This window comes from Pseudomonas sp. CFBP13528 (assembly GCF_005233615.1).
Lineage (GTDB): Bacteria > Pseudomonadota > Gammaproteobacteria > Pseudomonadales > Pseudomonadaceae > Aquipseudomonas > Aquipseudomonas fluorescens_AM.
Window position 1 is genome coordinate 37,465 of the sequence record NZ_QGAJ01000009.1, and the last position, 17,708, is coordinate 55,172.

General features: G+C 56.3%; 23 protein-coding genes and 1 pseudogene. 9 read left to right on the forward strand and 15 right to left on the reverse strand.

Going from position 1 to position 17,708, the window contains the following annotated elements:
- Window position 1 precedes the first annotated feature (1 nt).
- The 4 genes from PspCFBP13528_RS17300 to PspCFBP13528_RS17315 are packed head-to-tail and all read right to left on the reverse strand — an operon-like array spanning window position 2 to window position 4,583.
- Window positions 2–1,096, reverse strand: a complete 1,095-nt coding sequence (locus PspCFBP13528_RS17300) for a minor capsid protein (RefSeq protein WP_178084439.1) — start codon at window positions 1,094–1,096, stop codon at window positions 2–4.
- Window positions 1,032–2,492: a DUF4055 domain-containing protein gene (locus tag PspCFBP13528_RS17305; RefSeq protein WP_137200891.1), complete on the reverse strand. Its 1,461-nt coding sequence runs from the start codon at window positions 2,490–2,492 to the stop codon at window positions 1,032–1,034. Before PspCFBP13528_RS17305 ends, PspCFBP13528_RS17300 begins: the two co-directional genes overlap by 65 nt.
- A complete protein-coding gene (locus PspCFBP13528_RS17310) occupies window positions 2,492–3,982 on the reverse strand; it encodes a terminase (protein WP_101220437.1) in 1,491 nt (496 codons plus the stop codon). Before PspCFBP13528_RS17310 ends, PspCFBP13528_RS17305 begins: the two co-directional genes overlap by 1 nt.
- A 1-nt stretch (window position 3,983) precedes the next feature.
- On the reverse strand, window positions 3,984–4,583 hold the full coding sequence (locus tag PspCFBP13528_RS17315) for a hypothetical protein (protein ID WP_101220436.1): 600 nt from the start codon (window positions 4,581–4,583) through the stop codon (window positions 3,984–3,986).
- A 71-nt stretch (window positions 4,584–4,654) separates the two neighbouring features.
- Here PspCFBP13528_RS17315 and PspCFBP13528_RS17320 point away from each other — a divergent pair, with 71 nt between their 5' ends.
- On the forward strand, window positions 4,655–4,861 hold the full coding sequence (locus tag PspCFBP13528_RS17320) for a hypothetical protein (protein ID WP_101220435.1): 207 nt from the start codon (window positions 4,655–4,657) through the stop codon (window positions 4,859–4,861).
- 31 nt (window positions 4,862–4,892) lie between these two features.
- On the opposite strand, the pseudogene PspCFBP13528_RS17325 reads toward PspCFBP13528_RS17320, so the two are convergent.
- Window positions 4,893–5,146, reverse strand: a pseudogene (locus PspCFBP13528_RS17325) (hypothetical protein).
- A 116-nt stretch (window positions 5,147–5,262) separates the two neighbouring features.
- On the opposite strand from PspCFBP13528_RS17325, the gene PspCFBP13528_RS17330 reads away from it, so the two are divergent.
- Both PspCFBP13528_RS17330 and PspCFBP13528_RS17335 read left to right on the forward strand, forming a co-directional pair.
- Window positions 5,263–5,709, forward strand: coding sequence for a hypothetical protein (locus tag PspCFBP13528_RS17330; protein ID WP_137200893.1), 447 nt, complete (start codon window positions 5,263–5,265; stop codon window positions 5,707–5,709).
- A gap of 108 nt (window positions 5,710–5,817) precedes the next feature.
- Complete coding sequence (locus PspCFBP13528_RS17335; RefSeq protein ID WP_101220434.1) at window positions 5,818–6,183, forward strand: hypothetical protein; 366 nt, start codon at window positions 5,818–5,820, stop codon at window positions 6,181–6,183.
- Window positions 6,184–6,192: 9 nt separating this feature from the next.
- Here PspCFBP13528_RS17335 and PspCFBP13528_RS17340 read toward each other — a convergent pair whose 3' ends face one another.
- The 10 genes from PspCFBP13528_RS17340 to PspCFBP13528_RS17385 all read right to left on the reverse strand — a co-directional run bounded on the left by PspCFBP13528_RS17340 (window position 6,193) and on the right by PspCFBP13528_RS17385 (window position 13,639).
- Entirely contained in the window at window positions 6,193–6,537 is a 345-nt protein-coding gene (locus PspCFBP13528_RS17340) for a hypothetical protein (RefSeq protein WP_137200895.1), read from the reverse strand.
- Window positions 6,534–6,872 (reverse strand): hypothetical protein, encoded by a 339-nt coding sequence (locus tag PspCFBP13528_RS17345; RefSeq protein ID WP_003175039.1) that lies wholly within the window; start codon window positions 6,870–6,872, stop codon window positions 6,534–6,536. The genes PspCFBP13528_RS17340 and PspCFBP13528_RS17345 overlap by 4 nt, the downstream gene beginning before the upstream one ends.
- A gap of 432 nt (window positions 6,873–7,304) precedes the next feature.
- Complete coding sequence (locus tag PspCFBP13528_RS17350) at window positions 7,305–8,900, reverse strand: histidine kinase famiy protein (RefSeq protein ID WP_101220432.1); 1,596 nt, start codon at window positions 8,898–8,900, stop codon at window positions 7,305–7,307.
- A 167-nt stretch (window positions 8,901–9,067) separates the two neighbouring features.
- Window positions 9,068–9,745 carry a hypothetical protein gene (locus PspCFBP13528_RS17355; protein ID WP_101220431.1) on the reverse strand — a complete coding sequence of 226 codons (678 nt, stop codon included), beginning with the start codon at window positions 9,743–9,745 and terminating at the stop codon, window positions 9,068–9,070.
- Window positions 9,742–10,341, reverse strand: a complete 600-nt coding sequence (locus PspCFBP13528_RS17360) for a recombination protein NinG (RefSeq protein ID WP_137200897.1) — start codon at window positions 10,339–10,341, stop codon at window positions 9,742–9,744. Before PspCFBP13528_RS17360 ends, PspCFBP13528_RS17355 begins: the two co-directional genes overlap by 4 nt.
- Entirely contained in the window at window positions 10,338–10,808 is a 471-nt protein-coding gene (locus tag PspCFBP13528_RS17365; RefSeq protein ID WP_104503085.1) for a hypothetical protein, read from the reverse strand. The genes PspCFBP13528_RS17360 and PspCFBP13528_RS17365 overlap by 4 nt, the downstream gene beginning before the upstream one ends.
- Window positions 10,805–11,602 (reverse strand): hypothetical protein, encoded by a 798-nt coding sequence (locus PspCFBP13528_RS17370; protein WP_137200899.1) that lies wholly within the window; start codon window positions 11,600–11,602, stop codon window positions 10,805–10,807. Before PspCFBP13528_RS17370 ends, PspCFBP13528_RS17365 begins: the two co-directional genes overlap by 4 nt.
- On the reverse strand, window positions 11,589–12,566 hold the full coding sequence (locus PspCFBP13528_RS17375) for a phage replication protein (RefSeq protein ID WP_137200901.1): 978 nt from the start codon (window positions 12,564–12,566) through the stop codon (window positions 11,589–11,591). The genes PspCFBP13528_RS17370 and PspCFBP13528_RS17375 overlap by 14 nt, the downstream gene beginning before the upstream one ends.
- Window positions 12,567–12,742: 176 nt before the next feature.
- Entirely contained in the window at window positions 12,743–13,357 is a 615-nt protein-coding gene (locus PspCFBP13528_RS17380; RefSeq protein WP_137200903.1) for a hypothetical protein, read from the reverse strand.
- A gap of 54 nt (window positions 13,358–13,411) precedes the next feature.
- Window positions 13,412–13,639, reverse strand: a complete 228-nt coding sequence (locus PspCFBP13528_RS17385; RefSeq protein WP_137200905.1) for a helix-turn-helix transcriptional regulator — start codon at window positions 13,637–13,639, stop codon at window positions 13,412–13,414.
- A 43-nt stretch (window positions 13,640–13,682) separates the two neighbouring features.
- Between PspCFBP13528_RS17385 and PspCFBP13528_RS17390 the strand changes: the two genes are divergently transcribed.
- From PspCFBP13528_RS17390 to PspCFBP13528_RS17415, 6 genes are all read left to right on the forward strand, one after another.
- Window positions 13,683–14,390, forward strand: a complete 708-nt coding sequence (locus PspCFBP13528_RS17390; protein WP_137200906.1) for a LexA family transcriptional regulator — start codon at window positions 13,683–13,685, stop codon at window positions 14,388–14,390.
- Window positions 14,390–14,629, forward strand: a complete 240-nt coding sequence (locus tag PspCFBP13528_RS27875) for a hypothetical protein (RefSeq protein ID WP_137200908.1) — start codon at window positions 14,390–14,392, stop codon at window positions 14,627–14,629. The genes PspCFBP13528_RS17390 and PspCFBP13528_RS27875 overlap by 1 nt, the downstream gene beginning before the upstream one ends.
- A gap of 133 nt (window positions 14,630–14,762) precedes the next feature.
- On the forward strand, window positions 14,763–15,677 hold the full coding sequence (locus tag PspCFBP13528_RS17400) for a hypothetical protein (protein ID WP_137200910.1): 915 nt from the start codon (window positions 14,763–14,765) through the stop codon (window positions 15,675–15,677).
- An 88-nt stretch (window positions 15,678–15,765) separates the two neighbouring features.
- A complete protein-coding gene (locus PspCFBP13528_RS17405) occupies window positions 15,766–16,110 on the forward strand; it encodes a hypothetical protein (RefSeq protein ID WP_137200912.1) in 345 nt (114 codons plus the stop codon).
- 148 nt (window positions 16,111–16,258) lie between these two features.
- Window positions 16,259–16,585, forward strand: a complete 327-nt coding sequence (locus PspCFBP13528_RS17410; RefSeq protein ID WP_137200914.1) for a DUF2388 domain-containing protein — start codon at window positions 16,259–16,261, stop codon at window positions 16,583–16,585.
- 104 nt (window positions 16,586–16,689) lie between these two features.
- On the forward strand, window positions 16,690–17,574 hold the full coding sequence (locus tag PspCFBP13528_RS17415; RefSeq protein WP_241669103.1) for a zinc ribbon domain-containing protein: 885 nt from the start codon (window positions 16,690–16,692) through the stop codon (window positions 17,572–17,574).
- Window positions 17,575–17,708: the final 134 nt, after the last annotated feature.

Below are 17,708 nucleotides of genomic sequence, written 5' to 3' on the forward strand. Positions count from 1 at the left end.
CTCAACCTGGTGGAGCGCCAAGTGTAACGCCGGCTCGGGTGAACATGTCAGGCTCTGCGTCCTTCAGCTGCGCCAAGGTCAGCGGCTTGAACGATTTGTCGAGCTGCAGCTTGGCAAACTTCTCCGGCGTCAGCCCTCCATCGCGGAACAACTTGCCCCGGACCGGCCCGAGGGCATGATCCTGGAAGCTAGCCGGCTGCGTTGCCAGCCACTGGTAATAATTCAGGCCTGCGTCGACCTGGGCCCCGCCGTTATCTCCCACCGAGGCGCGTGTGGCGTCCTTGGCGAACATCTCCGAAAGCCTGGTGGTGGGCACCGTGGTTGACCGGCAGTTGATGTGCGCCGGCGGTAGCGGGCCTTTGCCCAGGTCGAATCGCATGCCATCCAGGCCCTTGCACTGCTGCGAGGTCTTGCGGTCGAGCGTCGACACCCAGCGATAGCCCAGCACCACATCGCTGTTGGCCTTCAGCGTTTCCATTCGTGCCGTGGTGGCCACATGCTGGATTGCTGTCTGCACCGCAGCGGCAGCGTTGCGGTTGCTCACCGCCAGGACGCCGTCCGTGAAGTTCTGCGCCGCGGTGCCGCGAATCGCCTGAATGATCTGGGCGTTGGTCTGGCCCTGGCCGAAGCCGAGCCGTATGGTGTTTGTGACGCGCATCGTCTCGGTGCGAGTCCAGCCGCTGACGAAGCTCTTCAGCAGCTTGCCACCGTCGATGCCCTTCACCTGCAGCGGATAGGAGAATACCGCCGCGCGGATCACTGTGTTGGTAGGCACCACTGCGTCGATGGAGAGCGCATTGCTCAGGCTGTTCGCCTCAAAGGTCGACTCATACAGCGCGATATCGACCAGATCGGCCTGCACTAGGTCGCCGTAGGCCTTGTATATGCCCAGCAGTTTGCCGTCCACGCGGGCCAGGAACTGCTCAAGGCGGTCCCGGCTATAGGTGGTCAGTTCCTTGCGGGTCAACTGCTCCCGTACCAACGTGTCGATCTGGCGCAAGTACTTTTCGAACTTCTTGACCTCGCCAGCCTTAAGCCGCTCCAGCATTACCGAGTGGCGCGTCGTCTGCTCTAGCAGCTGGCTGTCCGCCTGCATCAGGTTTGTCGTTGGCATCGTCTTTGTCCAAGTTGATGCCGGCCGACTCGCGCTCATCGCTGATCAGTTCGGCTTCTTCTTCGTATGGGCGCTCCGGCAGCTTGCCGGTGGTGAGGTACTGCCAGTAGGTGTCGGCGCTGATCGTGCCGGCCATCACGCCCTTGAGCAGCTCGGCGAGAACCTGGGCGTCGACCACTGGGGTCACGAACTCAGGATTCACCTTGAACGTGACCTGCTTGGGGTCGTAGCCCTTCCACTCGGCGGCGTACCGCAAGCCTTGCTCCACTGCCTCGGCCACGGTGATGACAATGCTGTGTAGCGTGGCGTGCTGATCGTTCTGGCGTGTTTTGCGTGCCTCTCCTGACTCGGTACCGGCCACGTCCATGACCTTGGCACCGGCTTCGAGCGCGGCGTTCTTCTGGTCATCCATGGCCTTGCGCACAGCTTCAATGCCCGCGCCCTGGAATTCCAAGTAGCCACATTCGCCATTCGGGCCTAAGTCCCACGCAGCAGATGGGCCGGTGACGCTCAACTCTACCGCCTCATCCAGCCCTGAGACCCACGGCTGCGGGTGACTGGTCTGGTGCAGCGAAGTGAAATAGTCAGCACTTAGCTGATAGGACTTCAGCGCCGCGCGCGCCATTGTTAACAGCGGCACCTCGTCGACTTCCGGTGAGTTGTCGGTCGAACCGCAGTAGATCACCGGCAGGTATGGCAGGCCTTTGACCAAACGGTTGTCGGTACCGGCGGTGCCCAGCGGCTTCTCGTCCTCGACCAGCTCCCCGCCTTCATTCCGCACCGCGGTGTAGCAAACGTCGCCGTCCATGAAGAACTCACGAAATACCGTGTCGCAGTCATGGCTATAACGATCACCGCCCTTCCTGCGGAACTCGCGAAACACCGAAAGTACCAGGTCCTGCCGACCGCCTTGATCAGCAGTGTCCCAGTTGATCGCGTTGCGAGTGGCATACGTAGAGAAGTACGGCTCGCCGCTCTCGTCGATGTTCACCACCAGCGGTACCCGGCCGTGGGAGATAGCCTGGCGCACCATGCGGAAGAACAGCTGTTTCAGGCCGAAGCCGTCGGCAGTGGCGTTGTCCTCCAGCCCTTTCAAGCCAAACGGTAGTTCGATCTCAGGGATCAGCCGGGAAACCAGGCCCATCATCGACCGCAGCGAGTCGCGCACCCAGTGTTCGTACTGGGCACGGTTCGTGTAGTTCTCGTAGAGGTACTTGTTGCCCGCACCGTCGAGCTTTTCAGCCTCAACCATGCCGCTTGGCTTGGGCAGGTTGCGCTCATTGCGCTTGACGGCACACTCACCCTCGAGCGCGTCGTCCATCATCTCCCACTCGGCGATATGCGCGTCGTAGTCGGGGTTTGTCGATTGCACTGGCATCAGGCCAAGCCTCCAATTCGGCGTGTTCCGCCTGTGCGTTTGCGCCTGCCCATCGAGACGGCGAAGTAGCGGAAGGCGTCCGCGCCGTGCGATGACCAGTCGTGAAGTGGTTTGTCTTTCCAGCAGCCGCGCTTGTCGTCCCACTCCTTTCGGTAGTTCTCCAGGCAGGAAATACCCAGTTCGCACTTGGACTCATCGAAGGCACAGGCCGGAAGGATCTCCCGCACCTGCTCAATGCCCTCGTCGATGCCGAGCTTTGGAACAACGCTGAACTTGAGGCTGTATTTTTGCCCGTCGATCTCGTAGCCCTCCCTGGCCAGCTCGCGCCGGGTCTTGCCGTCGCTGCCAAATTCACGGTTATCGATGTCGTGGGGCCCCCAGTGATCGCCATACGTGTATTTGCGATCCTTGAGCATCTTCATGTAGTGCCGCAGGCCTTCGCCGCTGTTCTCATAGAAGTCGATGACGTGGTATTCCTCGCCGACGATCCGGACGAACCAGATGGCCGTGGAGTCGCCGACACCGATATCCCATATCGTATGCACCGGCAGATGACTGTTGTCTGGTAGCGGGCCGATCCTCTGCGCGCCATACAGCTTGGTGAACTGCTTGGCGTAATAGGCGCCTTCGACCGACTGCTGAAAGGCTTCGGCGGGGATCGACGGGTATTCCCGCTTCATGTCGTCGCCGAGCGTCTTCTCCTTGGCCGCATACCAGGCGCGTTGGCCGTCGTTGGTGACGATCCCGTGCTTGGCGTGCAGTTCGTTGAAGTAGTCGGTCAGGCGCTGGGGCAGTACTACGTCGGTCGAATCAAGGCTGTAGGCCTTGTTGTTCCACCAGCTGAAGAAAAAGAACTTCCAGTCGAGCAGGCCCAGTGGCACACCAGCCAGTTGCTGGCGCTCTGCTGACTGACTGTAATCAAAGAAATACCCGGCCCTGCCCTCTGCCGTCGACTCGATGGTGACAAAACACTCAGCAGCGACAGCCTCGAAAGCACCGGTGACGATCTCCCGCGCCTTGTGCGGGAACTTGGCGCAGATCTTCCCGAACTCGGATACGTGCAGATACCGTAGAGTCCCGCCCCGGAAGGACGTGGACACGTAGAGCGATCCGCCCTTGCTGAACACAAGCTCACCAGCAGCATCGTTAGAAGCAGGGTTGGCAGCGCGTATTTCAGCAGGCAAGTTGTCGTAGGCATATTTGACCTTCTCCCGGAACAGGCGCTTCGCGTCGTTCAGGGTGTGAGCGATCAGGGCGCACTTGGCCGACTCGAACAGAGCGGCGTCCAGTTGGATGATGCAGCACTCGGTCGTGAAGCCGAGCTGCCGGGCTTTCAGGATGATGTTGCGGGTGTGCATCCCATCGAAGTATTCAATCTGCTCGTCCGTCATCCGGAAGCGGACTTTCTTGCCCTGCTTGTCGGTGATGAAGTAGAGATTGTTCAACCGCCAACGCTTATCCCGGAGCAGCTTCATGTGCTCGGGCTTCATGTCAGGCGTCCTTCGATAGTTCGTCCATCATCTTCGAGAGTTCGTCGGCTTCGTCCGTCTTCTCCTTCTCGTCCAGGCTGTATGCCTGACGCTCCAGAACCTGCAGGTTCTTCATTGCAGAGGAAAGCTGGAACAGTGTTTTGGAATTGCTGGGCAGAGAGACGGCGGCGAGCATTGAGGCGCGGCGCATACCATTGTTGTCTTCGGAGGTCTCGGCCTCGATGTCCTCTTCGATCTCTTCGCGGCGCCGGATGGTCGACAGCAGATCATCCATCAACAGGTTCGCAAGGTTTGTGGCCTTGCGAATGTCTCGCCTGTGGCTGCGAACCACCCGGGCTCCTTCCTCGGCGGCCTCTTCGATGATCTCAGCATCAAGTTCGCAGTTCGCGCCTTGGTCGTTGCGAACCTCTCCGCGAACCAGCTTGCTGCGAACCTCTTTACGCACCTGGTCAGAAAGGTCTCTCGCCCATCCTTGAACCTTGGCTTTCTTCCGGATTGCCGTGTCGCTCACGCCTTGGCGCTCAGCGATAGTCCTGATGGAAAGCGAACCAGCCCGGTAGGCGCGCTCGATCGCCTCCCAGTCGGGTTGCTTGGTTGTCATATCGTCTCTCTGATGCTTGAAATAGTGGCGCGTTGCCGGTATTGATGAGGATCAACCAAAGGAGAGCCACTGTGACTCAAACTTTTATCGATCTGAACACTTACAACAATCGTGTCAAAAGCGCTGAAGATAGACGAGCTATGGCGGTAGCAGCTGCCCTATCAGTCATCCACGCAAAGGCCTCTAACACCCCTGCCGACTGTAATATTTTGACGGACGAAATGAACAATCTCAGCGACTACGCCGATCAGATTCAGGAAGCGCTGAAAGTTAAGTGATGCACCAGTGCCGTATTAACCTGCGGCACGCCTAACCTTCCCCTCCATCCAGCAGCACATCAATCAGCTTCTGCTCGCCCAGGCGCATCGCACCGAGGCATTGCAGGTCGTCGCACTTAGGGCCGAGGCCGAACACCGTCACCTCTCCCTTGGCGCCGATTAGGGTCGAGGCGCCTGCAGTGCACTCTGGATGCTCACCTGCATCCAGGTCATCGGCGATCTTGCGCAGGTCTTGGCGGCGTCGCGCCAGTCCTCCCACTTGAACTCCAGCAATTTAACGGTCATTCAGGCCACCATGAATTTGTTGATCTACAAGCTGCGCGCCAGCATGATCTAACGTTCCGATCCGTAAAACGTGACCAGACTGCCTGGCACTACACCAGTCAAAGGATACTGACCTAATGAAGTCAATGCTCACCGCTGCAGCGCTAATATCTGCGACGACTCTTATGGCAGCCTGTCAGAGTGGGCCATACGCCCCGCCGGAGCCAAAAACTGAAGTACCGACTGCAAAAATGAGCGTTGGCAACTTCATTTCACCGAAAGCGTGTACGAGTGGCACAAATACTCTGAATGGCAAATTGATTGGAGCCAGCCTATGTATCCGATCGCAGAAATATGAAGTCTTCGGCGGTCCAGATATCACCCTGAGTTTCAATCGTGAGCTCGTTACGGTGCTTACCCCTGAGGAAGCGGTCAAAGGGTTCAGAGCTACAAAATACGGCGTCACTGCGTCATTCAAGTGCGAAGAAATCACGAAAAAAGACACCGATGATGGGCGTTCTTATCATTGCTCCTACGATGCAAGCAATCTTCCTTTGATTAGGGCTGATATCACATTTCCGTAGCCAAGCATGACACCCAACCTCGCGCCACGATTTGGCGCATTCGAAAACGTGGCGCGGATCAGCCGGATATAATCCGCCGACTTTGATTTTTTTCGAGACGTCGATCCCATGCACGGACGCTTGTATCTCTCCGCCTTACTTCTCGCTGGCACAGCAGTTGCTGCGGAGCCATCCCGCTACAGCTACGACGAAGCCCCAACTGACGGCTACATGTATGCCGTTAGGTATCAGCAGGCCAAACTGGCTTGTGAATCGCTGCCTGATGACCTTGAAGCTGACTATGCGAAAGCGATGCGCCTTACCAAAGAAGCCAGCCCCGAATTTGAGCAAACTTACGCCAAAGGCTCGACGGCTAATATTCGGTGGCGCAAACCAGCAACTCCCGAAGATCAGCAGCAGGAGTGCGAGCAAAGCCAACATGCACTGCGTGTGACGGTGAACCTTGCCAGACAGTGGTTTCCAGGGGGCTGGTAGGCCCTGCCATTACTTGCTCCGGCGCTCGATGCCGCCCGGCGCCTTATCACAGTGCAGACAGTGCTCGCAGTTCAGCGTCCGGCAAAGCCAGACCTTCGCCCGCTGCCAGTACGTGACCATGAAGATGTGACGTGCACCGGCTAGGGCCAGGGCGACATGCAGCGTCAGGCCAGCAGTCGTCGGTCCAAAGAAGATGTTCTGGCTGCGCACCGACACAACGAAACCGGTGATGGCGATCGTGGTGTAGATCAGCTTGCCAAGAATGCCGTCCCTCACCTTACCGCTCAGTACGCACCAGGTGGCCCACAGCGCGATGAGGCCGCAGGCGATGGAGTTGATCAGTTCAAGATTCATGGTGGATTGCCTCCCCCGAACCGCTGGCGGATAAGCGCCCAGAGGTCAGCGGCTTTGATGGCTCGGTTGATTGCTGCCAGGAGCGAGCCGCCGAACGTGCCCAGCAAGAAACCGATGCCGGCGACGATCTTGGGCTCGGTGACATTCAGGTAGGCGCTGACCATGCTCGTCAGGTACAGAGAGCAGGCCACCCCAGTGACCAAGAACACCATCCAAGCGCGCCAGTCGGACAAGTCGTCCTTATGCCACCAGCTCGCAACGACAGCCCCAATGAGACCCGCAATCAACAATTCGAACCTGTCGATCTTGTCGAGCAGGCGCTGTAGATACTCCATGCGCTCGACTCCGTGGGGCATGTTTGGGAATTGAATCGGCTCACACAGCACTCCCAGCTCGGAGCAATGGGTGTGGTGGAGCCGAAAACGAAAAGGCCCCGATCATGTCGAGGCCCTGAATAGGTGCGCGGTCTTTCCCGCAGTCATCCAAAGACCATTCCAGCGTCCACGCCCAAATGCATCGATCTCGCTAATCTGGTCTCGCGCCACCTCGGAAGCACAGTGAGATCAGGATGCACGGGCTGCCGGTTTTTCCCCCAGCGCCGCACTACTGGCTCATCAGCGTCCAGGCCTAACAGAAGGAAGCGTCGGGAACGACGGAGCTTGATCCTTCCCCCACAAAAAAACCCGACATGATAGTCGGGCTTCAAAGGACTCGTTTCATTCAGCAGCTAAAAAGCCGCATGGTTATTGATGCATAGATAACAAGAATTAAATGCCACCTGGAGAATCCAGGATCTGCCTGACTTTACGAGCGAGGTCGTGAGGCAGATACGGCTTCGATATCACTTCAAATTCCGATCCACCTGCATCCGTGCGCTCGATGGAGTTTTCTGCATAACCGGTAGTAAGCAATACCTTGGTCTTCGGCATGCGTCTCCTGACCTCTCTCGCCAGCATTACCCCATTCATACCACCAGGCATGATTAAATCTGTGAAAAGAAGATCGTACTTTTCGCCGGCTTCGTATCGCTTTAACGCCTCACGCGCATTCAGCGATATTTCAGTAGTGTACCCGTAATCCTCAAGCACCATCTTAACTAGCTCAGCAACGTCTGGACGATCTTCTACGATCAGGACCTTTTCAGTACCATCCTCATAGTCAGACTTCTGCCTATTCTCCTCGGGCGTAACGGAAGCCGTATCAACAGGGAAGTACAAGCGAAGGGTTGTGCCAATACCTTCTTCTGAATAGATCCGAGCTACCCCACCGGACTGCTTGGCAAAACCATAAACCATAGACAATCCCAATCCAGATCCTTTGCCCTCATCTTTGGTGGTAAAAAATGGATCCATCACCCTATCGCGAATCGTTGAAGGCATACCAATGCCGTTGTCCGTTACCGATATGCTTACATAAGAGCCTGGGAAAAGTCCTTCGTAGGATGTGGCCAAGTCTCGAATACTGACGTTTCTTGTTTCAACGAATACTTTCGGATTATTACGACCTATCAATGCATCGCGCGCATTGATAAAGATATTCAGGAGCGCCATTTCCGCTTGAGTAGGATCGATTCGGCAATTTTGTAACGAATCGTCTAGATCAAGTTCTATCCTGACGCCACTACCAAATGTCCGCTCAATCAGCGGCTCTACGAGTCCAACCAGGGTGTTTAAATTCAAAACCCGACCTTGCAGCTTTTGCTTTCGCGAAAAAGCCAATAGCTGCTTCGTCAGTGTACTGGCCTTCTCGACTGCAGATTTTGCGTGGAAAGCGCTCTTTTTGATCCGCTCTAGGTTTGCTTCAGGCTTTTCGACAGCACTACCAATTAGATCGACATAGCCGCCTATGACCTGGAGGAGATTGTTGAAGTCATGCGCGATCCCGCCGGTGAGCTGGCCAAGCGCTTCCATTTTCTGAGCTTGTCTCAGCCCTTCCTCTGCATCGCGTCGTCGGCTCACGTCCAACTGAGAGGCAAAGAAATAAATCAAATCGCCCTTTTCGTTATAAATAGGAGATATGAATAACGCGTTCCAAAAGCTGCTGCCATCTTTTCTGTAATTCAGAATCTCAGTGGAGAACTCTTGCTTCGCTTTTATGGCGTTCCTGATAGAGGTTACGACGTCCCTATCGGTATCCACCCCTTGGAGAAAACGACAATTTTTGCCAAAAATCTCGTCGTGCTCGTAACCCGTCATCTCCAAAAAAGCTTGATTGGCGAAAATTATCGGGTTGTTTGGCGAATTGGGGTCCGTGACGATCATCGGCATGCGAGTCGTTTCAACAGCAGCGAAAAAAATATCTTTAGGGTGGTCAGATATATCGGCAGAGACATTATCGTCTACCCGAAGGTCTTTATGCGGCACACATGCCTCCAGCCAAAATAGAAGTCGTATGAGTTACTGATTCTACTCAAATTTCTTTCGGCTGGAAAAAAACCCGGCGAGTGGCCGGGTTCAGAGTTTCGTGTGCGTTTCGCGTTACTTGTGCACTATGGGAAAAGTACGCTCAAAACCCCGTCATGTCAACATCATTATGCCGCTTCTTGATCTTTTTCCGCGTGAATCACCTGCCACACTGGCTGTTGTGCCTGAATATCCACTTCCTTGATCACTTCTTTCAGGGATTCCCACAGGTCAAGCCAGTCGCGCGTCCAGTTCTTTGGGTCAATGGTAACGCCGAAGAAGGTGTTCATCTCGGCAGCGACCCGCGCCGGCCCCCACTCGGCAGATCCGGCCACCTCCCCCTTGTACGATTGCAGGGCCAGGGTAACCAGGTACTGCGCCTTCACGCGCTTGGCGGATGTCAGGTCTGGCAGCGCAGCCTTTGCGGTGATTAGCAGCACCGCATTCAGCAGGTGCCGCATGTTCATCGCTGGGTGATAGAGATAGTGCCCGAACTGCTGCACCTGGAACGGCAGAGTGTCTATGGCGCGCAAAACCTTACCTATGGTCGCCAGGTGAGCGGCGCGGGCGGTGGAGCGACCAACCGGTGTCCCGCGCGTCTCGCTGATGCTGATCTTCTGCCGCACAACCTGGATGCGCTCTTCCTTGTCATCTCCAAGCGCAGCAAAGACTGCCTCGGCGCGGCGCATGCGCTGGCCTTTCTTGATCGGTGCGGATTGCGCTTTGTCGATTGCCACAGCGCTGATCGACGCGTTCGATTCATGTTGTGCTTCGGTCCACACCTGTCTTGCATTGATCAGCTTCATGCGGCTTCCCCTTTTTTCAGTTCTCTGGTCATTGCTCGATACTTGGCCTTGATGGCCTTGATCTCTTCCACGGTGTACTTGCAGGGCGCATGCTGCCCTTCCAGCCAGGCCACCTTCTCGGCGCCGATGCGAACCACCAGGCGAATGCGGTACTCCACGGCGTTGCCGGACAGGTTGCGGTTGCACCTCACGCACTGCCGGTGGATGTTCAGCGGCTCGAAGCGCAGCTCCGGGCAGGCGCCGACGGAACGGTAATGTCCGGCGTCCCAGCGGCTGCCGGTCATGAGGTCGTTGTCGTTGGGCGCCGAGTCGCAACTGATGCACGGCAAGTACGCGTCGCGAAGGCGCACGTACGCATTCACTGCGGCCTGAGCCTCACGCAGGTGATCCGCCCTACTCTTCAGCTTCTCCTTACGGACTTTGATCTCGCGGCGGTTAACCTGGGCCAGCGACTTGCGCGCCTTCGCCTGATTCACGTCCTTGATGGCCAAGCCGCATTTCGGGCTGCATACGGCTTGGCCCAGGCGCTGCGGCGGGAAGCTGATGCCGCATGCGGGGTTCTTGCACTTCTTCGGTTTGGGTTGCTTGGCGATCATGCAGCCTCCTTGCTGAGCAGATCATTGAAAACCACACCCTGGCCTGTGAAATAGGCGGCGATGCGATCGGTGTAAGCGACGCCCTGGGCGCGGTTGAACAGGCTGGTCACCGGGAAGCCATCAGGGCCAAACAAATGGCACTCGCCCATCATGGCCAGCTTCGTTTCGTATGGCAGATGACGCATGACCCGGTACCACTCGGCCTGGAACCCAGCGTCCTCGTTCAGCAGGATCTGCACGCCGAAGTGCAGCTTGCAGTAACGGCGGGCGTCGGCCGCATCGCCGATCTGGCTCATCTCGGCGATGCGCTTGTACATGCCGAACCACAGCCGGTTCTGGTCGAGCGTACGGTCCTTGCCTGGGCGCAGGGAGACCACTACAAACTTCTTGTCCCGGTACATGGTGGTCAGGCATGTGATGGCCTCAGTGAGCTTGGCCTGGCAGTTGACGCTGATCTTGTCGGTCATTGCGCCGCACTCTTCTCTTCCAACTCTCGGGCCTGCTTGATAAGGAACGCCCGGCGATCTGCCAACTCGTTGGCCGCTGCTATCCGTATTTCGTCCCTCTGCTCTGCGCTGGCTTTGCGCATTTCCAGCATCGAGCTCTTAACGATCTCGAGCTTTGCGCGAAGGGCGGGCTCCGGCCGGGTGACGTTGCCAGTAAGTAATCCGGCAATGGCCCGGCCATCCTCGGTGATCGGCTCAACACTCAGGTCTTCCAAGTACTTCTGGGCGTGTTCGCGCAGGATGCGCTTCAGCTCCATCGCCTTGGTCACAGCCTGGATGCGGCGGTTGGCGTCGAAGCCTACGGATACGTGCCAGTTGACCGGCTTCGCATCCTCGCGGGCCTGGCTCACGAACCGCTGGTAGGCGTCGATGAACGCCATGCGCGCACCGATTTTGTCGCCACCATCCAGGATTGGTTTCGCGGCAGCCAGTGCCAGCTGGATCTCGTCGGTCAGCACCACGGTTTCATATTCGTCGTTGGTGGTCATTGCAATCGCCCAAGCCTCGTCTTTCCCAGGGCGGCCGTCGGAGGTTTGTACGCGCTGCAGGATGTCGGCCATTGCCAGCTTGCCTTTCACTTCGAAGCGGCAGGACTTCAACGCGGCTTTGACGACGGGTACCTGATAGGCGCAGAGGTCTTCGGCCATCATCGCGGCAGTGCCTGGGTTCATTTCCTGACCCATGGCCTCGGCGGTTGCGCAGATGGCGGCGGCCAGCCCTGCAACTTGCTGGTCGTTCATTTCAGAGGTATTCATTGCGGTCACCTGATTGGCGTTTGGAAAGGACCATCTGGGCGGCCTGCTCGGCTGCGGAGTGGTTCGCCTCGGTCCGTTCCATCTGGCGTGCGGTCGTCCCGTTGATGCGCTGCCCGGTCACCCACTGGGTGTGGTAGCTCTCGGCGTTGGCCAGCAGTTCGTTGAGGCTGTGGCACTTGCGCAAGACGGCGGCATCGCTGGTTTTCAGGAAGTGCGCCGCGACGTGGTGGGCAACATCGGCGCCGAGGCGGTCGACCAGTTGGCCGAGCTGGCCGCCAACCTTGGCATTCCACACCGGCCACGCGCCGTAGCGTTTGCGGTAAGCCATTGCGTAGTTCGCCCAAACCTTGAAAGTTTTGCAGGTCTGTTCCTTGGGGCCTGGCATGTCGGCGGGGATCTCAACCCGAGGAGTGTCGGTGCGATCCACCACCAGCACCAAGCCGCGGGACTGAGCCGGCTTGCCGTTGGCGTCCTGCAAGTCCTGACTGGTGCCCTGATTGGTACCCTGATGATTGGTATCCTGATTTGTCGGAGATTTTTCCGACCCTTGCCCGGATTTTTTTCCGACCTTGCTCGGAGATTTATCCGAGGTAGATCGGATTTTTTTCCGACCCTTATTGTTTGGCGGGGTCGGATATTTTTCCGACCCGTCGAGTTTCTGGTTCCACTCGACGGCCTTCTCTGTGAGGCGGAAAAGCGTGATGTTCGAAGTACTTGAAAGCTCAATCAAACCCGCCTCTTCCAGGGCCTTCAGCATGCGATAAGCAGTGTCCGGCTTGTCAGTGAGCAGCGGCAGCTCCTCGATGATCTTGGCCTTGCTCAGCGCGAAGAAGATCCCGTCATCGGTCTTCATTGGCTTGGTCCAGCTCGGGCAGCCGTAGACGAAGGCGAACAGCAGGGCCTGCTGAGAATTCAGTCCCCACTCCAGCGCCTTCACCTGGTTAATCGTGACGGTGTATTGCATGTCAGGCCGCCAGGTAAACTGTATGCGAGCTATTGCGCGCCACGTTTTCAGATTGCGAAAAACGTGCCGCGAGATTGGTAGTGCTATTGATATGTGGCAGGGTTTGCATATAATCGGTCTCACAAAGTGTTATCGAATCAGCCGACCTCGTACGTCGGCTTTTTTGTGCCTCAGATTCAGGCGATGGATTTCAGCGCAGGCTTGCCGTTGAGCAGAGCCTCAGCCTTACGGCGCAACTCTCCCGCCTTCGCTTCAACTTGCCTGCATTGCTTGGCGAACGCTGGCAAGTGCGGTAGGTCCTGCTCGCACATCACCTGGTCATCAAACACTTCGCTGCCGGTGTCGATCACATCGCCAAGGGCACGGATCAATGCGCTGAAGCTTTTGTTCGCGCATTGGTCGCTGGTCATCTGGCGGGCGCCGGTCAAGCCGTGACGGCTTGCCAGTTCGTTTACGCAGTGGTCGCGGAATTCAGGCTCAAGGGCGTTGACCCACGACTCTTCTAGCCAGGACGGCATTTCCTGATCGCCGGATAGCCAGCGCTGAACACGCTTGAGCCAGCGGCCGGTCGCCTTCACAAAGTCAGCGACGTCGTTCTGCAGCGTCAGCGCGGCGAAGTCCGGAACCTCTTTGGCGACGGCCTTCTCTGGGCACGACAGATGCAGTTCGCGGCTCAACGCCTGGGCGAAGTCGTCTTGGCTCAGGCTGGTTCGCGCGATCTGGTTTGCAGCGTGGGCAACCAGCACCTGATCACGGGTTTGTACGGTGTGTCTGGAACTGGACGTTTGCATGGAGACTGCTCTCTTTTAATCTGGCTTCAATGGAACGGCGGACAGGGATGTTGCTTAGGCGGCCCGAACATCCGCATAAGATTGCTGCGGAAAAACGCGATCCAAAGTGCATTTCGCACCCAATTCATTCAACGCCTGGACGATCTTCCGGGCGTCTTCAAGCTTCAATGGGCGAGCCCCCGACTCGTAGTTAGCGAGCCGCGACTGCTTCCAGTTGAGCTTTCGGTGTAAGGCTGCCTGGGTGATTCCGGCCTCCTCACGAAACTCTGCTATGAGATTCATTGCGTTGCTCCTACGGACAATAAACCAAGGATAAACACATATCGTGTTATTGGCAAACACAATAAGTGGGCGGATTTTATTTCACTCCGTGATTAAAATTCGACCCATGAAGACACTCGGATCGCGCATCGCGCACTACAGAGAAAAAGCAGGACTTTCTCAGGCTGCATTGGCAAAGGCTTGCGGATGGAAATCCCAATCGCGCATAGGAAACTATGAGAAAGATGCTCGGGAGCCAAACCTTGAAGATATCGCCAAGATTGCCCATGAGCTGAAAGTCGATCCGGCAGCGTTGCTTTTGCCTGGCGCAAGCCCCTCGAATATCTCAATCGCCGCCCAGCCCACCAAATCATTCCGCTACCCGGTAGTGAGCTGGGTCGCCGCCGGGGCTTGGGCGGAAGCAGTGGAGCCCTACCCGGCTGGAGTCTCAGACACCTACGAGTTTTCGGAGTACGACTCCAAAGGCCCTGCGTTCTGGCTGACGGTCAAAGGTGACTCAATGACGGCGCCCGCCGGCCAGAGCATCACCGAAGGCACGCTGATTCTGGTGGACACTGAGGCTGAAGTTGCACCAGGTAAGCTGGTGGTGGCCAAGCTACCGGACAGCAATGAAGCCACGTTCAAGAAGCTGGTCAGCGATGGCGGACGGCTGTTCCTGAAACCGCTGAACCCGAGCTACCCAATTGAGGCTGTCGACGAGAACTGCCGGATCGTGGGCGTGGTTGTGCAGGCGCTGCAGAAGTTTTACTGATGCCATCCGCCCTTGGAAAACCTTCGACCTTATGGCGAAAGCAAAGCGTTTGGAGCAAGGTGTGGACCTATACTCTGCTGGCGCTCATGGTGGTTTTCACAACCGAAGCTGGCATTTGGCCGGACGACAGTTCATCCCATCGCAAGCGAGTCTTCAGCCCTGGCTTCGTTGTGCTTTGCGTTTTCGTAGCGGTGGTTGAGCTGATAGTGCTGAATCACTTCTATGGTGTGCCCAGGTGAGCTGACGGTCAGCTGATTATCAGGTTTGTAGCTGAGTGGGCGGCATTTAGACGGTTCTGGGGATGGTGGAAGTTATAGCCTACAGACCAAGCAGCAGGCCGTAGATTTTTTGTTGTTTATCATGGAGTTAACGATGAAAAAACAAGGTTTGCAGGCCATCAAAAAGCAGTTCACTCTCGACCTAGGCGTGGAGGTCCAGCGAGATGTCAACGGGATAGAAATGGGTATTCTGGAAAACGGAATACCATTTCTCACACAGCGAGGCTTGGCATTGGCAACTGGAGCGCAGCGTAGTGCGATCCAAGAGATAACCCAAGAATGGATCGACCACTTCGACGACGACATCCTGACCAAGGACAGAATTTCATTTATCAGAGGATATTTGTTCGCTCAGGGATACACTGACAAATCCCTATATATTGAGACCGTACGAGAAGGGAAGCCACACTACGCATACCCCGACGTCGTTTGCATGGCAATTCTTGAATACTATGCATTTGAGGCGAAATCACCGAACAAGCAAGCAACTGTTAACTACAGGAATTTTGCAGCTTTCGGATTACGTCGTTTTATATACGATTCTCTAAACTACACCCCGGGTGACAAATGGCAATATCACCATGAAAGGGTATCCATACTTAACGATGCTGCACCCTTAGGCTATTTCATAATTTTTAATGAGATAACGGGTCTCATAGTGGATCTGATAACTGCCGACCTCACCGTAAACCATAAAACCATACCTGATATAAGCGTTGGTCAGATGTGGGCTAAACACTGGAAAGAATTCAACTATTCATCCATATACGGTGAGCGTGTGCCTTGCCAGCATAATTATCCGGCCCGATACCCGCAGGCAAAAAGCAATCCGCAAGAGGCTAGCGCTTATCCGAACCACGCCCTCGCCGAATTCCGCAGATGGTTTAGGTACGACTATCTCGTCACTAGATTCCCGGAGTACATATTGAAGAAGGCGCCAATGTTGACAGGGGGTAAGGCCGAGGCGCTGAAGATCGGAGCTATGTACCAACCGAAACAGATAAAATAGCGATATAGAGCCCGGCCCAGCGCCGGGCTTCTTGTTTCTGTCATCTGAGCTGATAAAATCTTGGCCCCTCTCGAATGGACTCGTTTTCATGCGCCTATCCTCGATGCCACTGGTCTTCTGCGCCATATTCACCTGCATTTCCTTAACCGCCCAAGCAGAAACCCCAAAAGAGAGAGATCTCCACTGCGCGGCCTACTACGAAGTGCTTTCAGTAGCTGGTGACCAGCCAGACATAAGCCGCAGTCAGTCCTCAAGAGCCTCCTATGTACTATTGGTGCATGCTGGCTATACCCCGGAGGCTCAGGAAGAAGTTGCGCAAAAAATGGTGGAATTGCACAAAGAGACACCAGGGCGGATGACGCCAGCTAGCACTGCCAAGCTGCGTGAAAAATACGACGCCGAATGCAAAGTCCTTCTGAAGGCCGCCATGTGAAGATCCTGGTGCTTGTGAGAGCTGTTACCCTGGCGTTAGCAGCATAAGCAGCCATCATCGAGCCCGGCCCAGCGCCGGGCTTCTTGTTTCTGCCAAGCGCCCTCCTCTGCTATGGTGGTCCCTCTGATCGCAGTGGACGCAACGAAGCATGGACTCATGGAAGACCCTGGCGATCGCCTTACTGGCATCGGTCAGCACGCAGGCCGTATCAGGTGATGGCGCCAACCCTATCGCTGCCGCGATATTTCTCACAATTTCCGCGCCAACCATTTTAATTGGGGCGACCACATCCCTCACAACCGAGCCGCCAAAGGTTTTCAAGTCGGCGAAGGCCGACGCTCTAGCGTTCATTGGTTCGGACGGAGAGATTCGCGGCGCTCAGTTTGAGCAAGCCTCCAGGTACTACCACTCAACCAGCGCACCGCCGCTGGTGTCGGACGCTCAACTGGCCCAGGCGATCGCAGCATTTCCTTGAGCACTCTCTAGCGGCTGAACTGTCGTAATGACGCTTCCCTGCGAGTCAACGGTGGCTGTGCGCCACGAATGGTAAATTGCGGGCTCAATTACTGGAGGGATCCAATGGAACGAAAATTCAGGAATCCGGCAAACGGTCACATTGAAAGTGTTGGCGGGATGTCGTGGCTCGCGGTTGTTTTTTTCGGGGTTTTCTACCTTGCCTATAAAGAGCTGTGGGGCCACTTTTTTATCTGGCTGTTGTTGGTTGGAGGCGTCACGGTTCTGACTGGCGGCCCTGGGATGTTCATCGCTGTCCCCCTGGTGACCATCGGGTATGCGATTGGCATCAACGGCATTCTGACGAACTCATATCTTCGTAAGGGCTGGGTTGAAGCATCAGGGGACTCCGCTGGTGCGAAGAATATCGACCTCCGCAACTGCCCGTTCTGCGCCGAGACCATCAAAAAGTCTGCCGTAAAGTGCAAGCATTGCGGGAGAGACATTGAGCCAGCGCGTGCCCCAAGACTGAAAACCGGATGGGTTGCAGCAACCGCCTGCCGTGACGAAGAAGAACAGCGACGAACAATCGAAGCCATCGCCAGCACCGGGCTCCCGGTTGTTCCTATGATTGGCTTAGCCGTGGGTGCCGGCCCATTTGAAACAAAGGAAGAAGCCAACCAAGCCCTCATCACGATGCGCGACGGCCCCAGGCTTTCCAGCGAGATCGTATACAGGGATTCGGTGAGTGGCAAATATCCGCACTTTACTGATCAGGCTCTAAAGTCCGCTTTTCAAGGCTGGACGGTTCGCATAAAAGCCCATCCGGGGGACTTAAGCCGGGTTGAAGGCGTGCTTGAAGACCTGGCAGTACCCGTTCTGGCGGTAGATGGGAACACAGTCATCACCGGCCCCTTTGAAAGCGAACAATCCGCTAAAACTGTTGCGGTTGAGCTTTACGACAATTATGAGATCCATTGCCAAATGTATTGGGTGCCCCGCCAGACCTAACCGAAAACAGTACCCATCAAGCCCGCCACTCAGCGGGCTTTTTCATGCCCGCCAGAAAGCACAGTGAAAAATATGCATTTACGCATGAATCTTCTTGCTGCCCTATTGCCAAGATATATCAGTGCAAATACTGT